The organism is Mesorhizobium sp. LSJC269B00 (assembly GCF_000502815.1).
Classification (GTDB): Bacteria; Pseudomonadota; Alphaproteobacteria; order Rhizobiales; family Rhizobiaceae; genus Mesorhizobium.
Genome location: NZ_AYVN01000004.1, coordinates 228,781 through 246,224, shown reverse-complemented (window position 1 = coordinate 246,224; position 17,444 = coordinate 228,781). Strand labels below are relative to the sequence as shown.

Here is a 17,444-nt window from a genome sequence, read left to right as displayed (position 1 = left end):
GGTCCGGACGTGAGCGTTACTTCACGTCGACTTTGAGCTGCTGCCACAGCGCCAGATAGGCCTCGCGCTGCGCGTCGGTGATCGGCGCCTGGAACTGGATGCGCTTGGCCACCTCGGGATCGCCCATCACCTTGCGGTTGAAGGAGTCTTCAGGCAGCGCTTCCACCGCCTTGGTGTTGGCCGACACCGGAGCGCCGACCTTGGTGACCCATTCGACATAGAATTTCGGATCGATCATCCAGTTGATGAAGGCCTGCGCACCTTCGACATTCTTCGAGCCCACCGGGATCGAGAACGCGTCGAGCCAGGCGACGGCGCCTTCCTGCGGAACGACCAGCGAGACCGGCAGCTTGAAGTGGGTCTTGGCGCGATCGGCCGAGCCGCTCCAATAGGTGCCGATGTCGATCTGGTTGGAGGCGACCATCTGGTTCCAGTCGTTCTCCGAACTCCAGAACGTCTTGATCTGCGGCATCAGCGAGGTCAGCTTCGCCTTGACCGCTTCCATATCCTTGATGTCGTTGATATTCTGACCGGTGGCGATGGCGCCGAACTGCACCGCTTCGACAGCGTCGTCGCGAATGACGACCCGGCCCTTATGCGCTGGGTCCCACATTTCGGCGATCGAGGTCGGTGGCTTGTCGAAGGACTTTTCGTTGATTGCCAGCGCCGTCAGGCCCCACACCCACGGCACGCCATAGACCTTGCCGTCATGGTCGAGCATCGGCGATTGCGCCTTGTCCTTGCTGATGTCGGCATAGTTCGGCAGCTTCGAGACATCGATCGGCTGGATCAGCTTTTCCGCCATCGCCTGATCGTTGAAGGCGGCGTTGATCATGACCACGTCATAGAGGCCCGGATTGGTGCGGATCTTGGTCAGCATTTCCTGTTCGGAATTGAAGAAGTCGTTGACGACCTTGTTGCCGGTCGCCTTTTCGAAGGCTTCGATCGCCCACGGCTCGTCGGCGCCGTAGCCCTTCCAGTTGAGCACATGCACTTCGGCGGCACTGGCGGCCAGCGTGAGCGCGGAGGTGATGACGGCGGTCGCCGTCAGCAGGGCAGTCAGTCTTGGCATGCGCATGTTCGTTCCTCTCTTGTTTGCCCGCTTGGCGGGTCAGGCTGTCTGATGGGCCTTCTGGTTCTGGCCCGGCTCGCCCGTGGCGGCCTGGCTCAGGAAAGTCTGGATCTCGCTGTCGGTCGGCGCCGATGAGCCGCCATGGCGGGTGACGGAAAGTGCTGCCGCCGCATTGGCATAGCGCGCCGCCTCGAAGGGATGCACGCCGCGCGAGAGTGCACTGACGAAACCGCCGATATGGGTGTCGCCGGCGCCATTGGTGTCGATGGCATCGACCTTGAAGCCGGCAATGGTCTGCGTCTCGCCATTGACCAACCTCACGAAACAGCCCTTGGCGCCGGCGCGGATAACGACGCCTTCGGCCTTTGGGCAGTGGTCGGCGAGCAGCCGGGCGGCGAGTGCCTCGACATCGCCTTGCCCAGCGATCTCGACCGCTTCCGTCATGTTGCAGCTCAGCCATGTCGTACGGGCAAGCACCCGCGAAAGGATGGGACGTGGGATATCCGCGATGACCGGCGTTGGATCGAAAACGAAGGGAATGTTTCCTGGCAGCGCCTCGATCCAGTCGGTCAGCGCGTCGCGGCTGTCGGAATAGCTCAGCGTATAGCCCGACGTGAACACCCAATCATCAGGCGCGACCACCACGGGCCTCATCATCTCGAGGCTGAGAAAGCTCTCCGCACCGGGCCACGACACGAAGGTGCGCTCGGCATCCCCGGAGATCATGGCGACGCAATTGCCGCTGTCCATGACCGGCGATGGCGGCGTCAGCGTTGTGATGCCTTCGGCCGCAAATGCGGCGCGCAAAAAATCGCCATTCGGTCCGCTGCCGAGCCGGCCGCCGAAGACCACCGTCATGCCGGTGCGGCTGGCCGCCACCATCATGTTGAAGCCGCCGCCGGCGACCTGCGCAAAGCTCGACGCGGTCTTCTCGCAGCCCGGGGCCGGCAAGGCGTCGATGCGGTAGACATAGTCGACGACGGCGCTGCCGATATGGACCAGACGCCCACTCATGCCGCGGCATCCTTGCTGGCCTTTGCCGTGCGCGCCGCGACGAGGTCTTCGGCAAGCGAGCGCACCTCCCCCATATCTATGCCGACGAGCCCGGCAATGTGTTGTTGCGGCAGTTGCGAAAAGCCGACGCAGGCGCCGGCCATGCCTGAGGCAATCGCGCCGATCGTGTCGGTGTCGCCGCCGAGATTGGCGCTGATGATTGCCGCTTGCCAGGGATCGCCCTGCGCGACTTCAAGCACGGCGAAAGCTGCCGGCACGGACTCCTGGCTGGCCACACCGGTGCCGACGAGATCGGTGATGAGCCCGATCGCATCCCGCATGGTCTTGCCGCGCACGAGCTCCTGCGCCCAGGCGATACGCGCGGCGATATCGCCACCAGTCACCCAATGTCCGAGCCTGGCGCCTCGCCGCGCGGCTGCTACCGCGCTGTCGGAAGCGGCACGCCAGTCGCCGCCGGCGACGCCACGGCTGACGGCGGCGGCGACGGCGGCAGCCGTGGCAATGGCGATCGAGGTGTTGTGCGTCGCGCGGCAGGTCTCCGCCACCTTGGCGATAAAAGCGTCGAGCGGTTCCAGCGGCATCATGATGCCGACCGGCGCGATGCGCATGGCCGCGCCATTGGTGTCGCCCCGGCTTCCCGCCTCTTCCGCCGGCACGCCGTCATTGATGGCGTCGATGGCGCGCTTGGTCGATGGTCCCAGCAGGTCATAGCTGCCGCGCGCCTTGACCTCGCGCTCCCAGTCGAGCAGTGCGTTCACCCAGCGCGCATGATCGAAGCGGTCGCCGGACTCGACGAGAATGCGACCAAGCAGCAGCGCCTGTTCGGTATCGTCGGTGATGGTGCCGGCAACGAGCCCCTTCGACACCGGATGATCGGCAAACGGCGCCACGAAATCCTCGACATGGCCGTATAGCTCGGCGATCCGCGCCGGCGACAGAAGCTGCGTCGGCATGCCCAGCGCATCACCGAGCGCCCCACCGACAAGCGCGCCCATGGCGCGATCGAGCGTGTCGTTGGTTCTGTCCGGCATCGCTCAAAACCTCATATGCAGCGCGAAATGCGCCGGGTTGAGCAGGCTGGTTACATATTCGATCGGCCGGTCGTCAGCCGCACGCGTCAGCCGGCGTCCGCGCAGGAACGGCGTGCCTTGCGGGCAGCCGAGAATGGCGGCGTCTTCGGCATTCAGCATCTCGATGCCGACCCATTCCTCGCCATGGTCTGGGATGAGGCCGGCGCCGCGCAGCGTCTGGTGCAGCGAGCCTTCGCGCAGACCGCGCAGCGGCACGTCCTCCAGTTCGGGCGACAGCGGCAGACGGCTGCGTTCGATGGAGATCGCATGGCCGTCGCTGGCATTGGTGCGCACCCGGTCGACGGCGATGAAGAACGGGCTTTCGATGCCAAGCAGCGCGGCAAGATCGGCATCCTCGATCACTTCAAGCCGCAGCGTCCGCGTCTCGGCATTGGCGCCGGCATTGGCCAGCGCCCGCGACCAGCCAATGCTGTCATCGACCGGCTTGCCGTCGAAAGTGACGAAGGAGCCGATGCCGACCTTGGTCGTGATCAGCCCACGGCTGGACAACTCCTCGAGGCCCTTGCGGACCGTGTTGCGGCTGACGGAAAAGCGCTGGACGAGTTCGTTCTCGCTTTGCAGGCGGTCGCCGAAGCCAAGCACGCCGGAGCGGATCTCATGTTCGAGAACGGTGGCGATCTGCTCGGGCTTGCCCGTGCCGGGAGAAAGTTGAACCGCGCGCCGCTTCATATGGGTACCTGTTCAGTAAACCTGTATAGTCCTGTTCGATATTGGAGTTGAAGGGCGGCGTCAACGATATATTTGGATTCACGCATATGCGTTGTGCTCAGGTGCCCCGGGCATCGTTTGTTCGCATGGCGACGCTAACCGCGCAGGGCGTCGCGTCTCCGAGACAGAGCGGGGGCAGCGCTTCCCTCAGGCGATTAGCCTTGCGCTCACACGAAGAAAAATTCCTCAATCCGTTGCTTGGCCGTCCGCAGCGCTGGCAGGATATCCCGCTCCATCGCCTCGACGGAGAACCGCGCCGACTGCGTCGAGACGTTGATCGCCGCCACGGTCTTGCCGGCGCGGTCATAGATCGGCACGGCTATCGAGCGCAGGCCAAGTTCCAGCTCTTCATCGACGACGGCAAAGCCATCCGCCCTCGCCGCGTCGATGGCCTTGGCCAGCGCGGCGCGGCTGGTGATCGTCTTCGGCGTGCGCCGTTCGATCCTCGCCTCTGCAAGCAAGGCCTTCAGCTCATCCGCGCCCAGCCCCGCAAGCAGGACGCGCCCCATCGAGGTGCAATGCGCCGGCAGCCTGGTGCCGACATCGAGCGAAACGCTGAGGATGCGGCGGCCAGGAATGCGCGCGACATAGACGACTTCCTCGCCCGACAGCACCGCCGCGTTACAGGCCTCGTCGAACTGGACGGCCACGTCGCGCATGATGGGTGCGGCGAATGTCCACAGCGAGGCGCCGCCGAGCCAGGAGCGCACGATGGTGAGCAGGCGCGGCGATAGCGAAAACTGCCGGCCGGATTGCGTGGCATAGCCGGTCGCGGTTAGCGTCAGCAGGAAGCGACGCGCGCCGGCGCGGGTCAGCCCCGCCTCCTCCGCCATTTCGGTCAGCGTCATCCCGGCCGGATGCCGGGCCAGTATCTCCATGACTGCAAGGCCGCGCTCCAGCGAGCCGACATGGTCGCGTGTCGTTGCCTCGTCCTCCATGCGGCCTCCGCAAGACAATGCGCCGCCTTGACTCGTCTCGGCGGCGCGATGTAAAAATATCTCATACAAAACAAATGTTCGCAATACGAACTTTTTGAACTTCGGAGTTCTTGGCGATGGTCAATTTCCTGCCGCTCAAACAGGCCGTGGCTGAGAACCTGCATGATGGCGATACGGTCGCCTTCGAAGGCTTCACGCATCTGATCCCGACGGCGGCGGCGCATGAGGCCATCCGCCAGGGCTTTCGCGACCTGACGCTCATCCGCATGACCCCCGACCTGATCTACGACCAGATGATCGGCATGGGCATGGCCAAGAAGATCATCTTCTCCTATGTCGGCAATCCCGGCGTCGGCCTGCTGCGCCGCGCCCGCGACGCCATCGAGAACGGCTTCCCCCGGTCGATCGAGATCGAGGAGCACAGCCATGCCGGCATGGCCAACGCCTACGAGGCGGGAGCTGCCGGCCTGCCTTGCGCGGTGTTCCGCGGCTATCGCGGCGCCGGGCTGGCGGCAGTCAATCCCAACATCCGCTCGGTCACCTGCCCGTTCACCGGCGAGGTGCTTGCCGCCGTTCCTTCCATCCGACCGGACGTGACCTTCATCCACGCTCAGAAGGCCGACAAAAAAGGCAATGTGCTGGTCGAAGGCATTATCGGCATCCAGAAGGAAGCGGTGCTCGCGGCCAAGCGCGCCGTGGTGACGGTAGAGGAAGTCGTCGACAATTTCGACGACCTGCATCCCAACCTCACCGTGCTGCCGCGCTGGACCATCGCTGCGATCTCGGTGGTATCAGGCGGTTCGCATCCCTCCTACACGCACGGCTACTATGCCAGGGACAACGCCGCCTATCTCGAATGGGACGACATCGCCGCCGACCGTGAAAAATTCCAGACCTGGATGCAGGCCAATGTCCTTGAGCGCACGGCGGACGATTTCGCCGGCCGCGTAAAGCATCTGAGGAGCGCGGCATGAGCGGCTTTACTCCCAATGAGATGATGACGATTGCCGCCAGCCGAGCCCTGAAAAACGACGATGTCTGCTTCGTCGGCATTGGCGCGCCGTCGGCCGCCTGCAACGTCGCGCGACTGACGCATGCGCCCGACATCACGCTGATCTATGAAAGCGGCACCATCGGCACCGCGCCCGATGTTTTGCCGCTGTCGATCGGTGACGGCGAACTTTGCGACACCGCCGTCACGACCGTCTCGGTGCCGGAGATGTTTCGCTACTGGCTGCAGGGCGGTCGCATTTCGATCGGTTTCCTCGGTGCCGCCCAGCTCGACAAGTTCGGCAACATCAACACCACCATCATCGGCGACTTTGCGCATCCCAAGACCCGCCTGCCCGGCGGCGGCGGCGCGCCGGAGATCGCCACCTCGTCGAAGGAGATCTACATCACCATGGCGCAGTCCAAGCGCGGCATGGTCGAGAAGATCGACTTCTTCACCTCCTTCGGCCATGGCAATGGCGGCGACCATCGCCAGCGCCTCGGCATCGAGACCGCTGGACCGACGCTGCTGATCACCGACCTCGCCATCTGGAAGCCCGACCCGATGAGCAAGGAATTCACCGTGGTGTCGCTGCATCCCGGCGTGACGCGGCAGCAGGTGCAGGACAGCTGCGGCTGGATCGTAAAGTTCGCCGAGACGCTTGACGAAACGCCGGCGCCGACGGAACTCGAGCTGACGACATTGCGTGACCTGCAGGCCCGCACCAAGGCGGCGCATGAGGGAAGCGGAAAAGAAAAGGCCGCATGACATGACCGAGGCATTCATCTGCGATTACATCCGCACCCCGATCGGCCGTTTCGGCGGCTCGCTGTCGTCGGTGCGGGCCGACGATCTTGGCGCCATCCCGCTGAAGGCGCTGGTCGAGCGCAATGCCGGCATCGACTGGCAGGCTGTCGACGACGTCGTCTATGGCTGCGCCAATCAGGCCGGCGAGGACAACCGCAATGTAGCCCGCATGTCGCTGCTCCTGGCCGGACTGCCGAAGGAAATTTCAGGCTCGACCGTCAATCGCCTCTGCGGGTCCGGCATGGACGCGCTCACCATTGCCGCCCGCGCCATCAAGGCGGGCGAAGCCGAGTTGATGATCGCCGGCGGCGTCGAATCGATGAGCCGCGCGCCCTTCGTCATGCCCAAGGCCGAGACCGCCTTTTCACGCCATGCCGAGATCCATGACACCACCATCGGCTGGCGTTTCATCAACCCGCTGATGAAGAAACAATATGGCGTCGATTCCATGCCGGAGACCGGCGAGAACGTCGCCGAGGATTTTTCAGTGTCGCGCGCCGACCAGGACGCCTTTGCTGTGCGCAGCCAGGACAAGGCCGTCGCGGCACAGGCCAATGGCCGGCTGGCGAAGGAGATTACCCCGGTGACGGTCCCGCAGAAAAAGGGCGATGCGACTATCGTATCGAAGGATGAGCATCCCCGCGCCGGCACCACGGTCGAGTCGCTGGCCAAATTGCCGACGCCGTTCCGGCAAGACGGCACGGTCACCGCCGGCAACGCATCGGGCGTCAACGATGGCGCGGCGGCGCTGATCATCGCCTCCGAAGCGGCTGTGAAAAAACACGGCCTGACGCCGATCGCCCGCATCCTCGGCGGCGCTGCCGCCGGCGTGGCGCCGCGCATCATGGGCATCGGCCCTGCTCCGGCGACACAAAAGCTCTGCGCTCGCCTCGGCCTGACACCGCACCAATTCGATGTCATCGAACTCAACGAAGCCTTCGCCTCCCAAGGCATCGCCGTGCTCCGCCAACTCGGCATCGCCGAGGATGCGGAGCACGTCAACCCCAATGGCGGCGCCATCGCGCTTGGTCATCCCTTGGGCATGTCGGGCGCGCGCATTGCAGGCACGGCTGCGCTGGAGCTTCGCGAGCGCGGCGCCCGCTATGCGCTCGCCACCATGTGCATCGGCGTCGGCCAGGGCATCGCAGTGGCGCTCGAACGGGTTTGAGATCGCACTGCCCTTAATAGGGCAAACCGACATAGTTCTCCGCCAGCGCGGTCGACGCCGCCTGCGAATGCACGAGATAGTCGAGCTCGGCTTCCTGGATGCGCTGGCCGAACTCGCCCGTATCGGGAAAGCGGTGCAGCATCGTCGTCATCCACCAGGAGAAGCGCACCGCCTTCCACACCCGAGCCAGCGCTTTGGCTGAATAGGCGTCAAGCCCGGCCTGCGATTTGTCCAGATAGAATTCGCGAAGTCCGGCAAAGAGATAGCGCACGTCGCTGGCAGCGAGGTTGAGCCCTTTGGCGCCGGTCGGGGGCACGATATGGGCGGCGTCGCCGACCAGGAACAGCCGGCCGAAGCGCATCGGCTCGGCAACGAAGGAGCGCAGCGGCGCGATCGACTTTTCGAAGGACGGCCCGGTAACAACGGCGGCGGCAGTCTGCTCGGGCAGGCGACGGCGCAACTCATCCCAGAAGCGGTCGTCGCTCCAGGCCTCGACGCTCTCATCAACCGGAACCTGCACATAGTAGCGGCTGCGATGTGTCGAGCGCATCGAGCACAGCGCAAAGCCCCGCTCATGGTTGGCGTAGACCAGTTCGTGATCGGCCGGCGGCACTTCGGCCAGCACGCCGAGCCAGCCGAAGGGATAGGTCCGCTCGAAGGTTTTCAGCGCCCGCTCAGGCACCGATTTGCGGCTGACGCCGTGATAGCCATCGCAGCCGGCGATGAAGTCGCAGTCGATGCGATGGCCGACGCCGTCCTTGCTATAGGTGACGTAAGGCGCTTCGCCATCGAAACCATGCAGCGCGACGTTGGCCGCCTCATAGACGGTGGTCAGCCCGGCCGCCTCGCGCTTGTCCATCAGATCGTGCGTCACTTCGGTCTGGCCATAGACGGTGACATGCTTTCCCCCAGTCAGTGCCGTGAGGTCGAGCCGGTGCAGGCCGCCGCCGAAGGCAAGCGAGATGCCGGCATGCAGCAGGCCCTCGGCATGCAGCCTTGCAGCTGCGCCCGCCTCTTCGAGCAACTCGACGGTGCCTTGTTCGAGCACCCCTGCCCGCACCCGGCCAAGCACATGCTCCCGGCTCGAACGTTCGAGGATCACCGTCTCGACGCCAATGGTGCCGAGAAGCTGGCCAAGCAGCAGCCCGGACGGTCCGGAGCCGACAATGACAATCCGGGTGCGCATCAGTGTCCCAGGCTTTCGATCTGTCCGGCGAGTTCGGCGGCGAGCCGTAGCGCAGCCGCGGTCGCAACCGCCATCTGCGGCAAGAGCAGCCATTCCAGCGTCCAGGCAGCACCGGAGCGCTCCTGCTCATGCACCAGCGCCTGATGCATGCCGGAAAGCTGGGTGGCGTTGAAGCGCGCCAGCGTCACCAGCACTTCCGCCTTCACCGGGTTCTGCTTGTGCGGCATGGCCGACGAGCCGCCGCCGCCGGACAGCTTGATGTCGGTTCTATCTTGAGCCATCAGCGCAATGTCCTGGCCGAACTTGCCGAGGCTGCCGGTGATGAGCGATAGCAGCCCGGCGAATTCGGCCAGCGCATCCCGCTGGCTGTGCCATTGCGGCGCGTCGCCAAGGCCGAGCTTTGCGGCAAGGGCCGCGCGCACGGCAGGTCCTTTGTCGCCCAGCTTCTCCAGCGTGCCGGCGGCGCCGCCAAACTGCACCACGAGCAGACGCTTGGATTGCTCCGACAGTCTCTGCTGATGCCGTTGCAGCGGCGTGCGCCACACCGCCACGCGGTCCGACGCCTGAATTGGGATCGCCGGCTGCATGCGCGTCATCGCTGTCAATGCACGGCTGCCAAAACGTTCTTCCAGCCCCACCAGCCGCAGAATGTTTTCAGTCAGCAGCAGGTCGAGATGTTCAATGAGCCGGCGCAGCCGAAGCACCAGGCCAGTGTCGATGACGTCCTGGCTGGTTGCGCCGAAATGCACGCCGGCGTCGTGCGGCGCCCCGACCGCTGCCTTCAACTGGCGCACCAGTTCGGGCACGATCACGCCATCCTTCGCCACACCGGCCCGCAGCCGCGCGGTGTCCGGCTTGTATGACAACAGGACAGGTACAATCGCCGCGGCGGCATCCGTGCCGATAGTCCCGCTTTCGGCTTCCGCTTGCGCCAGCGCGCGCTCGAAATCGAGCATGGCGGCGATTTCCGCATCCACCGAAAAATGCCGAGCCGCCTCCTCGTCGCCGAGCAGGCCGGAGAGCAGCGGATGGTCGAAGGGCGATACGGTCATGTCATTGGTTTCCTGACCGTCAGCTGTCGAAGAAGACCGTTTCCTTCTCCCCTTGGAGATGGACGTCGAAAATATAGTTGTCGCCTTGCCGCTCGGCGATCAGCGTCGGCACGCGCACCTTGTGCTCGATGCGGGCCAGGATCGGATCCTCGGCATTGGCCTTGGCCTCGTCGGAGAAATAGAGCCGCGTGTGGAGGCCGATATTGATGCCGCGGGCGACGATCCACAGGCTGATATGCGGCGCCATCAGCCGGCCGTCGCCATACGGCACGCGTCCCGGCTTGATCGTCTGAAAACTGCACAGGCCGGTTTCCATGTCGGTCGGCTGACGGCCCCAGCCCTGAAAATCCGGATCGGCATCGCCGCGCAATTCGGCCGGCGAATTGTAGAAACCATTGGCATCCGCTTGCCAGATTTCGATCAAGGCATCCCTGAGCGGCGTGCCGGTGCCGTCGAGCACGCGGATGCGCAAACCGATGCGCTCGCCCTTGGTCTTGTCGTTGAGCATCGTCGCGCCGAGGTCTGTCGGATAGACGCCGCCGATATCACCGAAATTCGGCGTCAGCCCGATATGCACGTAGGGCCCGGCGGTCTGCGACGGGCTCTCCTTCAGCCGGGTCAGCGATTGCGCCATCAATTGCCCTCCGGACGGTTTTCGAACAGCGCGGCGCGGCGTCCGCGCAACACGATGTCGAACTTGTAGGCGCGCGCGTCGAACGGGATCGTCGCCTGCATGTCGAGCGCGGCGACCAGCGTCTCAATCGCCGCCTTGTCGCGGATACCGCGCACGATCGGGCACCGCCAGATCAGCGGGTCGCCCTCGAAATACATCTGGGTGATCAGCCGCTGTGCGAAGCCGTGGCCGAACACCGAGAAATGGATGTGCGACGGCCGCCAGTCATTGGGCCCGTTCGGCCAGGGATAGGGACCTGGCTTCACCGTGCGAAAGGCATAACCGCCATCGGCATCGGTGATGGTGCGGCCGCAGCCGCCGAAATTCGGATCGAGCGGCGCGAGATAGCCGTCCTTCTTGTGGCGGTAGCGGCCGCCCGCATTGGCCTGCCAGAATTCGAGCAGCGCGCCGGAGACGCCCTGGCCGCGCTCGTCGAGCACGCGGCCATAGACGATGATACGCTCGCCGATGGCGCTCTCGCCGGACTTTGCAAAATTGTGGATCAGGTCATTGTCGAGTTCGCCCAGCACGGCGTGGCCGAACACCGGACCGGTGATCTCCGACGCCGTGTTGTCGAAGGCCAGCAGCGCCTTCTGCGGCGAGCGCAGCACCGAAGTCTTGTAGTCGGGCGTCAGCGCCGGCGGGTGCCAGCCGCGGTCGCGCTGGAAGAAGGCGCCGGTCTCGGGCCTGCGGTTCGAGCCGGCATCAGCTGGCATGGCCAGCCCTGCTTCCGTCCATTTCCGAAAACACCTCCTTGGCGATCCTGAAGGCGCGGTTGGCGGCCGGCACGCCGGCATAGATCGCGACATGCAGGAACGCTTCGCAGATATCGTCGCGCGACGCACCGGTGTTGGCGGTGGCGCGCACATGCATGGCGACCTCTTCATCATGGCCAAGGGCGGCCAGCAGTGCCAGCGTCACGATCGAGCGTTCGCGCCTGCTGAAGCCCGGACGCGCCCACACAGTGCCCCAGGCTGCCTCGGTGATCAGCTCCTGGAACGGCCGGTCGAAATCGGTGACGGCATCCTCGCTGCGATCAACATGCGGGTCGCCGAGCACCGAGCGCCTGACGGTCAGCCCGGTCTGATATCTGGTTTCGTTTTTGGGCAGTTCATCCATGGGTCTGCTTTCTCAGGGGAAGCGCCGCGACGAAATCGCGGATCAGGGTGGTCAGCGCCTTGGGCTGTTCGACGCAAGGGATGTGCGCGGCGTCACGAATGATTTCGAAATGTGCGCCTGGGATCAGATCGGCCAGCCAGCGGACGAGATCCGGCGGCGTCGAGCCGTCCTGGTCGCCAACGACGCAAAGCGTGGGTACCGCGATCCCCTGCGCGGCCTCGGTGAAATCGGCATCGCGCACCGCGGCGCAGGTGCCGACATAGCCGGCGACGGCTTGCCGGGTCATCATGTTCCAGTAGCCGTCGAGCTCGGCGACACGGTCCGCGTGGAAGGCAGGCGTAAACCACATTTTGAGCACGGCATCGGCGATGGCCTGGATACCTTTGCTTTCGACCGTTTCGATGCGGGTGTTCCAGCTGTCGGCCGTGCCGATCTTGTGGGCGGTGTCGCACAGGATGAGGCCGTCGACGATTTCGGGGCGCCGGGCATAAAACCCTTGCGCAATCAGGCCGCCCACCGACAGGCCGCACAGCACCGCATTGTTCAGTTCGAAATGATCGATCAGGCCCGACAGATCATCGACATGCTCGTCGATCGAGCTGACGCCACCAATGTCGGACAGGCCATGGCCGCGCTTGTCGTAGACCAACACAGGCATTTCGCCACCCAGTTCGGACAACACCTCGTCCCAGACGCGGAAGTCGGTGCCCAGCGAATTGATGAACACGATCGGCCGCGCATTTCCCTTCGCCTTGATATGGCGATGGTGCAGCGTGATGCCGCCAATGTTGACGAATGGCACGATTTCGATCCTCCGTGTTCACATTGCACAAGGCATTTGGTTTGGTAAAATGATATTTTACGCCGTTTCATTAACTGCTAGGTTATGAGAACATGTCCGAAAGCCGCATAAGGTTCCGTCACCTGCAGGCATTCCTTGAGGTAGCGCGGCAAGGCAGCGTGGCGAGGGCGGCCGACTTTCTCCATGTCAGCCCACCGGCCGTGACCAAGACGTTGCGCGAATTGGAGGAGGCGCTTGGCATCGCTGTCGTCGAACGCGACGGCCGCGGCATCAGGGTGACACGGCTTGGCGAAATCTTTCTCGGCCATGCCGGCACGGCGATCACGGCACTGAAGCGCGGCGTCGATTCCGTCCGCCAGGACGGCGCCATCAACCGGCATCCGATCCGCATCGGCGCGCTCCCGACAGTGTCGGCCAAGGTGATGCCACGCGCCATAAGCCTGTTCCTGAGTGAAAATACCGGTGCTGCGATCAAGATCGTCACCGGCGAGAACGCGGTCCTGCTGGAACAGTTGCGCGTCGGTGCGCTCGATCTCGTCGTCGGCCGGCTTGCGGCGCCGGAAAACATGACCGGCTTCTTCTTCGAGCATCTCTATTCCGAACCGGTGCTGTTCGTGGTGAGGGCCGGCCATCCGCTGCTGCAGCCGGGCCAGGACATCTTCGCCCGGCTCGATGAATTCCCGGTGCTGATGCCGACGCGGGAGTCGGTCATCCGCCCCTTCGTCGACCGCCTGTTCATCACCAACGGCATGACGGCGCCTGCGACCGAGATCGAGACCGTCTCGGATTCCTTCGGCCGTGCCTTCCTGCGCCAAAGCAATGCGGTCTGGATCATATCGACAGGCGTCGTCGCCAACGAACTCTCCAGCGGCGCCTTCGTCGCCTTGCCCGTCAACACCGAGGAAACCAAAGGGCCCGTCGGCCTGACGATGCGGACCGACACTGCGCCTTCGCCGGCCTTCACCATCCTGCTGCAGACCATTCGCGAGGCGGCCAGCCAGAACGCCTGAGCACCTTTCGCCAATCTGGCGCAGAGCGGGCCTTCAGCCGTATTTCCATAACCTGTTGGTTAACGAAACACCGCAAAATATCATTTTACCAAACCAAACACCTAGGGCACTGTGACCATGGGAGGATCGAAATCGTGCCGTTATCGCCGCCGGACGGCGGCAAGCGGTTTTGGGGACTACCACAAGTGCAAAGCAAAATACGCGATACGGATCGCGCCGGGGAGGAATCGTTATGCCAAACAAGGCCCTGCCGCTGGTCATCAGCGCGCCGGAACCACGCACGCTCGACCTGATCTTCACCTCACCGCAGCTGGCGCGCCTCAAAGCGCATTACCGCCTCGTCGAGGCGACGGCCGAGGGCGTGGCGAACTTGCCCGCCGACGTGCTTGCCGAAGCCCGCTATATTATCGGCCAGCCGCCGATCTCGCCCGAGACCTTGGACCGGATGCAGGCGCTGCGTTGCGTCTTCAATGTCGAGACCAACCTCATCAACAACATGCCCTATGAGACGCTGTTTGCGCGCGGCATCCATGTCGTCACCACCGGCCTCGTCTTCGCCGAGCCGGTGGCCGAGCTTGGCCTCGCCATGGCGCTCAACCTTGCCCGAAATATTGTCGATGCCGACCTCGCTTTCCGCAAAGGCGAGGAGCTGTGGGGCGGCGATGGCAATTTGACGGCGCGGCTTCTGTCCGGCGCCGATGTCGGCATCATCGGCTTCGGCGATCTGGGCCGTGCGCTGAACCGGCTGCTGTCGGGCTTTCGTACCCGCACCAAGGTCTTCGATCCCTGGCTGCCGCCATCGATCCTGATCGACAATGGCGTCGAACCGGCCTCGCTCGACGAGGTGCTGTCGACCAGTGACTTCGTCTTCGTCGTCGCTTCGGTGACCTCGGAGAACCAGGGTTTTCTCGGCACCGATGCTTTTGCCAGCATGCGCAAGGGCGCCGCCTTCATCCTGCTCAGCCGCGCCGGCGTCGTCGATTTTCCGGCCTTGATGGCGGCGGTGAAGAGTGGTCACATCCTTGCCGCCAGCGATGTCTTCCCCGAAGAGCCGCTGGCGGCGGACCATCCGGTCCGCACGATCCCCGGCTTCCTGCGCTCCGCCCACCGCGCCGGCGCGCTCGACATCGCCTTCAAGCGCATGGGCGACATGGTTCTGGAAGACATGGACCTGATCGACCGCGGCCTGCCGCCGCTGCGCTCCAAGCGCGCCGAGCGCGAGACCGTGTCAAGGATGCGTTCGAAGCCGGCGGACAGGAACTAGTTATCGCGATAAATCCGTCTGAAATGGATTTCGGAGTTGGCCAAGCCGCGTTGTCATCGTCGCTCAGGATGACCGCAAGCGCGGGAACCTTTGCACGGCGATACCCCGCCAGGCCTGGCCGGCGGGGTATTGATTTGCGGATGACGTAAAAATCTGCGTGCTATCCGGCCGCAACGCCGGCAGCTGAGCGATTGGCCAGCACCAGCCCGACCTCGCCGACAACCTGATCGACGCGCTTCAGGATGGGTTCGGCCCGCAGCACGCCGTCGGAAAAGTCCTTGTCCGTGGCATAGACCCCTGTCGGCAGCGTCAGCGCCTCGAAGAAGCCGAACAGCGGCCGCAACTGGTGCTCGACGATCAACGCGTGGCGATCGTTGCCGCCGGTGGCAAGCAGCACCACCGGCTTGCCGCGCAAGGAAGCGGGATCGAACAGATCGAAGAAGTGCTTGAACAGGCCGGTGTAGCTGCCCTTGTAGGTCGGCGACCCCACCACCAGCACATCGGCATTGACGACGCTGTCGAAGATTGCCCGGGCCTGACCGTCGAGATCGCGCGCCCATTTGGCAGCGCCAAGTGAGGGGCCGAGGTCTTCGATGTCGTAGGTACTCGCCGACAGGCCATGCTGGCGCGCAATGTCCCTGACGACCTGGTCGACGAAGCCGCGCGTCTTGGACGGCCGGGTGAAATTGCCGGAAAACCCGACGACGGTTGGATTGGGCATGTTTCTCTCACCTCTCGCGGACCTGCTTGATGCCGCATATTTACAGGCTTGCGCCTGCCGCAAGAAGCAAATGACTGACCTTGCAGCACCATAGTGAGGAATTTTTTTCCGTTTGCCCGCTCGTCTCAGGCCGCGAGAAGCGGGCCATAGGATTCCAGGTAGAAGCCGGGCGACCTTGCGCAGGTCCGCACCGCCTCCCTGGCGGCAACCGTTTCCTGCCACCGCAGCAGGCGCTCGCATTCGGTCGGCATGACGAAGCCCAGATATTTCTCAAGCACGCACAGCTGTTCGAACCAGGGATAGAAGGCGATGTCGGCGGCGCTGAATTCCGAGCCCAGCAAAAACCGTTCGTCCGCCCCTCGCAGGGCGAAGGCATGCTGTTCCACAAAGCGCAGATCGTCGGCAAGCTGGGCCTTGATCCGCTTATGAACCATAGCGTCGGAACTGTGCATCATGGTTGCCGTCCGGGCGTAAAGCTGCGTGTCGGCGAAGCTGATCCAGATGCGCGCCTCAGCGCGGGCCTGAGCATCCCTGGGGAAAATCGGCCGTTCGGGGAATGCATCATCGAGATATTCGCAGATGATCGCCGACTCCCTGACATATTGCCCCTGATGGCGGAGCAGCGGCACCTTTCCCGTCGGCGTGAGTTTCAGGAACCACGCCGGCTTGTTGCGCAGATCGATTTCGATTTCCGTCGCCTGCAGGCCTTTCTCGGCAAGGGCGAGCCTGACACGGTGCGCATAGGGACAAAGCTGCGCGACAAAAAGCTCGATTGGCGGCATGAATAACTCCTGAGTTTCGTTATCGCCGACAAGCGGCCTGTTGGGCATAGCTAGGTCCAGTAAGGCCGGCGCGCTATTCGACAGCGTCTGGATTGATTTATCGATCGTCTGTTTCTGGAGCGAAGCGTGGATCTCCTGGCTACCCTCATGCGCGAATTGCACTTCGCAGCCGCCGGGTACCGGCGCCTCGAACTGGCCGCTCCCTGGGCGATCTCGTTCAGCCAGGCTGGGCTTCGCGGCATTCACGTCGTCATCAAGGGGCGATGCGAGGCGGTGTTCGGTGAGGAAGATGTCGAGCCTCTCGATGCCGGCGACCTGATCATTGCACCGCGCGCCGATCCGCATGTGCTGCGGTCGCCCGGCGCGCTCAAAAGCGCGAACGTCTCCGCCGCCGAACTGGCGACCCAAACCGCAGCCGGGCGTATTCGCAGCGGCGGCGAAGGCGAAAAGACCGTCATCCTGTGCGGCGCCTTCGCCTTTCGCGACGCCGACCATCCGGCACTTGCCGGCCTGCCGCGCATCGTTCACATCCGGGGATCGAATGGCCGTCTGCCCAAATGGCTGCGTGGCTATGTCGAGGCCTTGCTGGTGGAAGCGACCGACGAAGGTCCCGGCAGCGACGTGGTCATGGCTCGCCTGTCTGGGGCCATCGTCACGCGCGCCTTGCGCTCCGGTCTGGAAAGCATGGACAATCCAGGTTGGCTGAGGGGATTGCAGGACCCCGCGATCGCCAGAGCGCTCGCCACCCTGCATGAAGCCTATGGCCACGACTGGACGATCGAGACCCTGGCACGCGCGGTCGGGCTCTCCAGGGCAACCTTTGCCGCCCGCTTTCGCGATCTCGTCGGCGAAGCGCCCATGGCCTATCTCTTCGGCTGCCGCATGCGGCAGGCCAGCCGGCTGCTGCACGAGGGCAAGAGCCTGGGCCAAGTCGCCGAGGCGGTCGGCTACAGCTCGGAAGCCGCCTTCTCCACCGCCTTCAGGCGCCACGCCGGCGTCTCGCCCGGCCAATTCAGGAAACGGAAGGATCTGTAAGGCAGAGCGAT

At 64.2% G+C, this 17,444-nt stretch carries 19 protein-coding genes; 6 read left to right on the top strand and 13 right to left on the bottom strand.

Annotated elements, in window-relative coordinates; all coding sequences use genetic code 11:
- Nucleotides 1-16 precede the first annotated feature (16 nt).
- From X771_RS152815 to X771_RS152835, 5 genes are all read right to left on the bottom strand, one after another.
- On the bottom strand, nucleotides 17-1,078 hold the full coding sequence (locus X771_RS152815) for an ABC transporter substrate-binding protein (RefSeq protein WP_023687931.1): 1,062 nt from the start codon (nucleotides 1,076-1,078) through the stop codon (nucleotides 17-19).
- 33 nt (nucleotides 1,079-1,111) lie between these two features.
- Nucleotides 1,112-2,086 (bottom strand): PfkB family carbohydrate kinase, encoded by a 975-nt coding sequence (locus X771_RS152820; RefSeq protein ID WP_023687930.1) that lies wholly within the window; start codon nucleotides 2,084-2,086, stop codon nucleotides 1,112-1,114.
- Entirely contained in the window at nucleotides 2,083-3,117 is a 1,035-nt protein-coding gene (locus tag X771_RS152825; RefSeq protein WP_023687929.1) for an ADP-ribosylglycohydrolase family protein, read from the bottom strand. The genes X771_RS152820 and X771_RS152825 overlap by 4 nt, the downstream gene beginning before the upstream one ends.
- Before the next feature lie 3 nt (nucleotides 3,118-3,120).
- A complete protein-coding gene (locus tag X771_RS152830) occupies nucleotides 3,121-3,846 on the bottom strand; it encodes a GntR family transcriptional regulator (RefSeq protein WP_023687928.1) in 726 nt (241 codons plus the stop codon).
- Nucleotides 3,847-4,052: 206 nt separating this feature from the next.
- Nucleotides 4,053-4,823, bottom strand: coding sequence for an IclR family transcriptional regulator C-terminal domain-containing protein (locus tag X771_RS152835; RefSeq protein WP_023687927.1), 771 nt, complete (start codon nucleotides 4,821-4,823; stop codon nucleotides 4,053-4,055).
- Nucleotides 4,824-4,939: 116 nt separating this feature from the next.
- Between X771_RS152835 and X771_RS152840 the strand changes: the two genes are divergently transcribed.
- Genes X771_RS152840 through pcaF form a run of 3 tightly spaced genes read left to right on the top strand, consistent with a single transcriptional unit; the run spans nucleotide 4,940 to nucleotide 7,789 of the window.
- Nucleotides 4,940-5,797 carry a CoA transferase subunit A gene (locus tag X771_RS152840; protein ID WP_023685266.1) on the top strand — a complete coding sequence of 286 codons (858 nt, stop codon included), beginning with the start codon at nucleotides 4,940-4,942 and terminating at the stop codon, nucleotides 5,795-5,797.
- Nucleotides 5,794-6,582, top strand: coding sequence for a CoA-transferase subunit beta (locus tag X771_RS152845; protein ID WP_023687926.1), 789 nt, complete (start codon nucleotides 5,794-5,796; stop codon nucleotides 6,580-6,582). The genes X771_RS152840 and X771_RS152845 overlap by 4 nt, the downstream gene beginning before the upstream one ends.
- A gap of 1 nt (nucleotide 6,583) precedes the next feature.
- Nucleotides 6,584-7,789, top strand: coding sequence for a 3-oxoadipyl-CoA thiolase (pcaF, locus tag X771_RS152850; RefSeq protein WP_023687925.1), 1,206 nt, complete (start codon nucleotides 6,584-6,586; stop codon nucleotides 7,787-7,789).
- A gap of 13 nt (nucleotides 7,790-7,802) precedes the next feature.
- Here the strand turns inward: pcaF and pobA are convergent, their stop codons facing one another.
- From pobA to pcaD, 6 genes are read right to left on the bottom strand one after another with little or no spacing between them, the layout of a single operon-like run.
- Nucleotides 7,803-8,975, bottom strand: a complete 1,173-nt coding sequence (gene pobA / locus X771_RS152855) for a 4-hydroxybenzoate 3-monooxygenase (protein ID WP_023685269.1) — start codon at nucleotides 8,973-8,975, stop codon at nucleotides 7,803-7,805.
- On the bottom strand, nucleotides 8,975-10,027 hold the full coding sequence (locus X771_RS152860; protein WP_023685270.1) for a 3-carboxy-cis,cis-muconate cycloisomerase: 1,053 nt from the start codon (nucleotides 10,025-10,027) through the stop codon (nucleotides 8,975-8,977). Before X771_RS152860 ends, pobA begins: the two co-directional genes overlap by 1 nt.
- A 19-nt stretch (nucleotides 10,028-10,046) precedes the next feature.
- Nucleotides 10,047-10,661, bottom strand: coding sequence for a protocatechuate 3,4-dioxygenase subunit alpha (gene pcaG, locus X771_RS152865; protein ID WP_023687924.1), 615 nt, complete (start codon nucleotides 10,659-10,661; stop codon nucleotides 10,047-10,049).
- The gene (pcaH, locus tag X771_RS152870; protein WP_023687923.1) at nucleotides 10,661-11,416 is read right to left on the bottom strand and encodes a protocatechuate 3,4-dioxygenase subunit beta; all 756 of its coding nucleotides are present in this window, start codon (nucleotides 11,414-11,416) and stop codon (nucleotides 10,661-10,663) included. The genes pcaG and pcaH overlap by 1 nt, the downstream gene beginning before the upstream one ends.
- A complete protein-coding gene (gene pcaC, locus X771_RS152875; protein WP_023685273.1) occupies nucleotides 11,406-11,819 on the bottom strand; it encodes a 4-carboxymuconolactone decarboxylase in 414 nt (137 codons plus the stop codon). The genes pcaH and pcaC overlap by 11 nt, the downstream gene beginning before the upstream one ends.
- Nucleotides 11,812-12,621: a 3-oxoadipate enol-lactonase gene (gene pcaD, locus X771_RS152880; RefSeq protein ID WP_023687922.1), complete on the bottom strand. Its 810-nt coding sequence runs from the start codon at nucleotides 12,619-12,621 to the stop codon at nucleotides 11,812-11,814. Before pcaD ends, pcaC begins: the two co-directional genes overlap by 8 nt.
- A gap of 92 nt (nucleotides 12,622-12,713) precedes the next feature.
- Between pcaD and pcaQ the strand changes: the two genes are divergently transcribed.
- Together pcaQ and X771_RS152890 are read left to right on the top strand one after the other, a co-directional pair.
- On the top strand, nucleotides 12,714-13,631 hold the full coding sequence (pcaQ, locus tag X771_RS152885) for a pca operon transcription factor PcaQ (protein ID WP_023685275.1): 918 nt from the start codon (nucleotides 12,714-12,716) through the stop codon (nucleotides 13,629-13,631).
- Nucleotides 13,632-13,863: 232 nt separating this feature from the next.
- Nucleotides 13,864-14,895, top strand: a complete 1,032-nt coding sequence (locus X771_RS152890; protein ID WP_023687921.1) for a hydroxyacid dehydrogenase — start codon at nucleotides 13,864-13,866, stop codon at nucleotides 14,893-14,895.
- Nucleotides 14,896-15,055: 160 nt separating this feature from the next.
- On the opposite strand, the gene msuE is transcribed toward X771_RS152890, so the two are convergent.
- Entirely contained in the window at nucleotides 15,056-15,616 is a 561-nt protein-coding gene (gene msuE / locus X771_RS152895) for an FMN reductase (RefSeq protein ID WP_023687920.1), read from the bottom strand.
- 125 nt (nucleotides 15,617-15,741) lie between these two features.
- Nucleotides 15,742-16,560: a glutathione S-transferase family protein gene (locus X771_RS152900; protein WP_050587430.1), complete on the bottom strand. Its 819-nt coding sequence runs from the start codon at nucleotides 16,558-16,560 to the stop codon at nucleotides 15,742-15,744.
- On the opposite strand from X771_RS152900, the gene X771_RS152905 reads away from it, so the two are divergent.
- Entirely contained in the window at nucleotides 16,546-17,433 is an 888-nt protein-coding gene (locus X771_RS152905) for an AraC family transcriptional regulator (protein ID WP_023687918.1), read from the top strand. The two genes, X771_RS152900 and X771_RS152905, sit on opposite strands and share 15 nt — an antisense overlap.
- Nucleotides 17,434-17,444 lie beyond the last annotated feature (11 nt).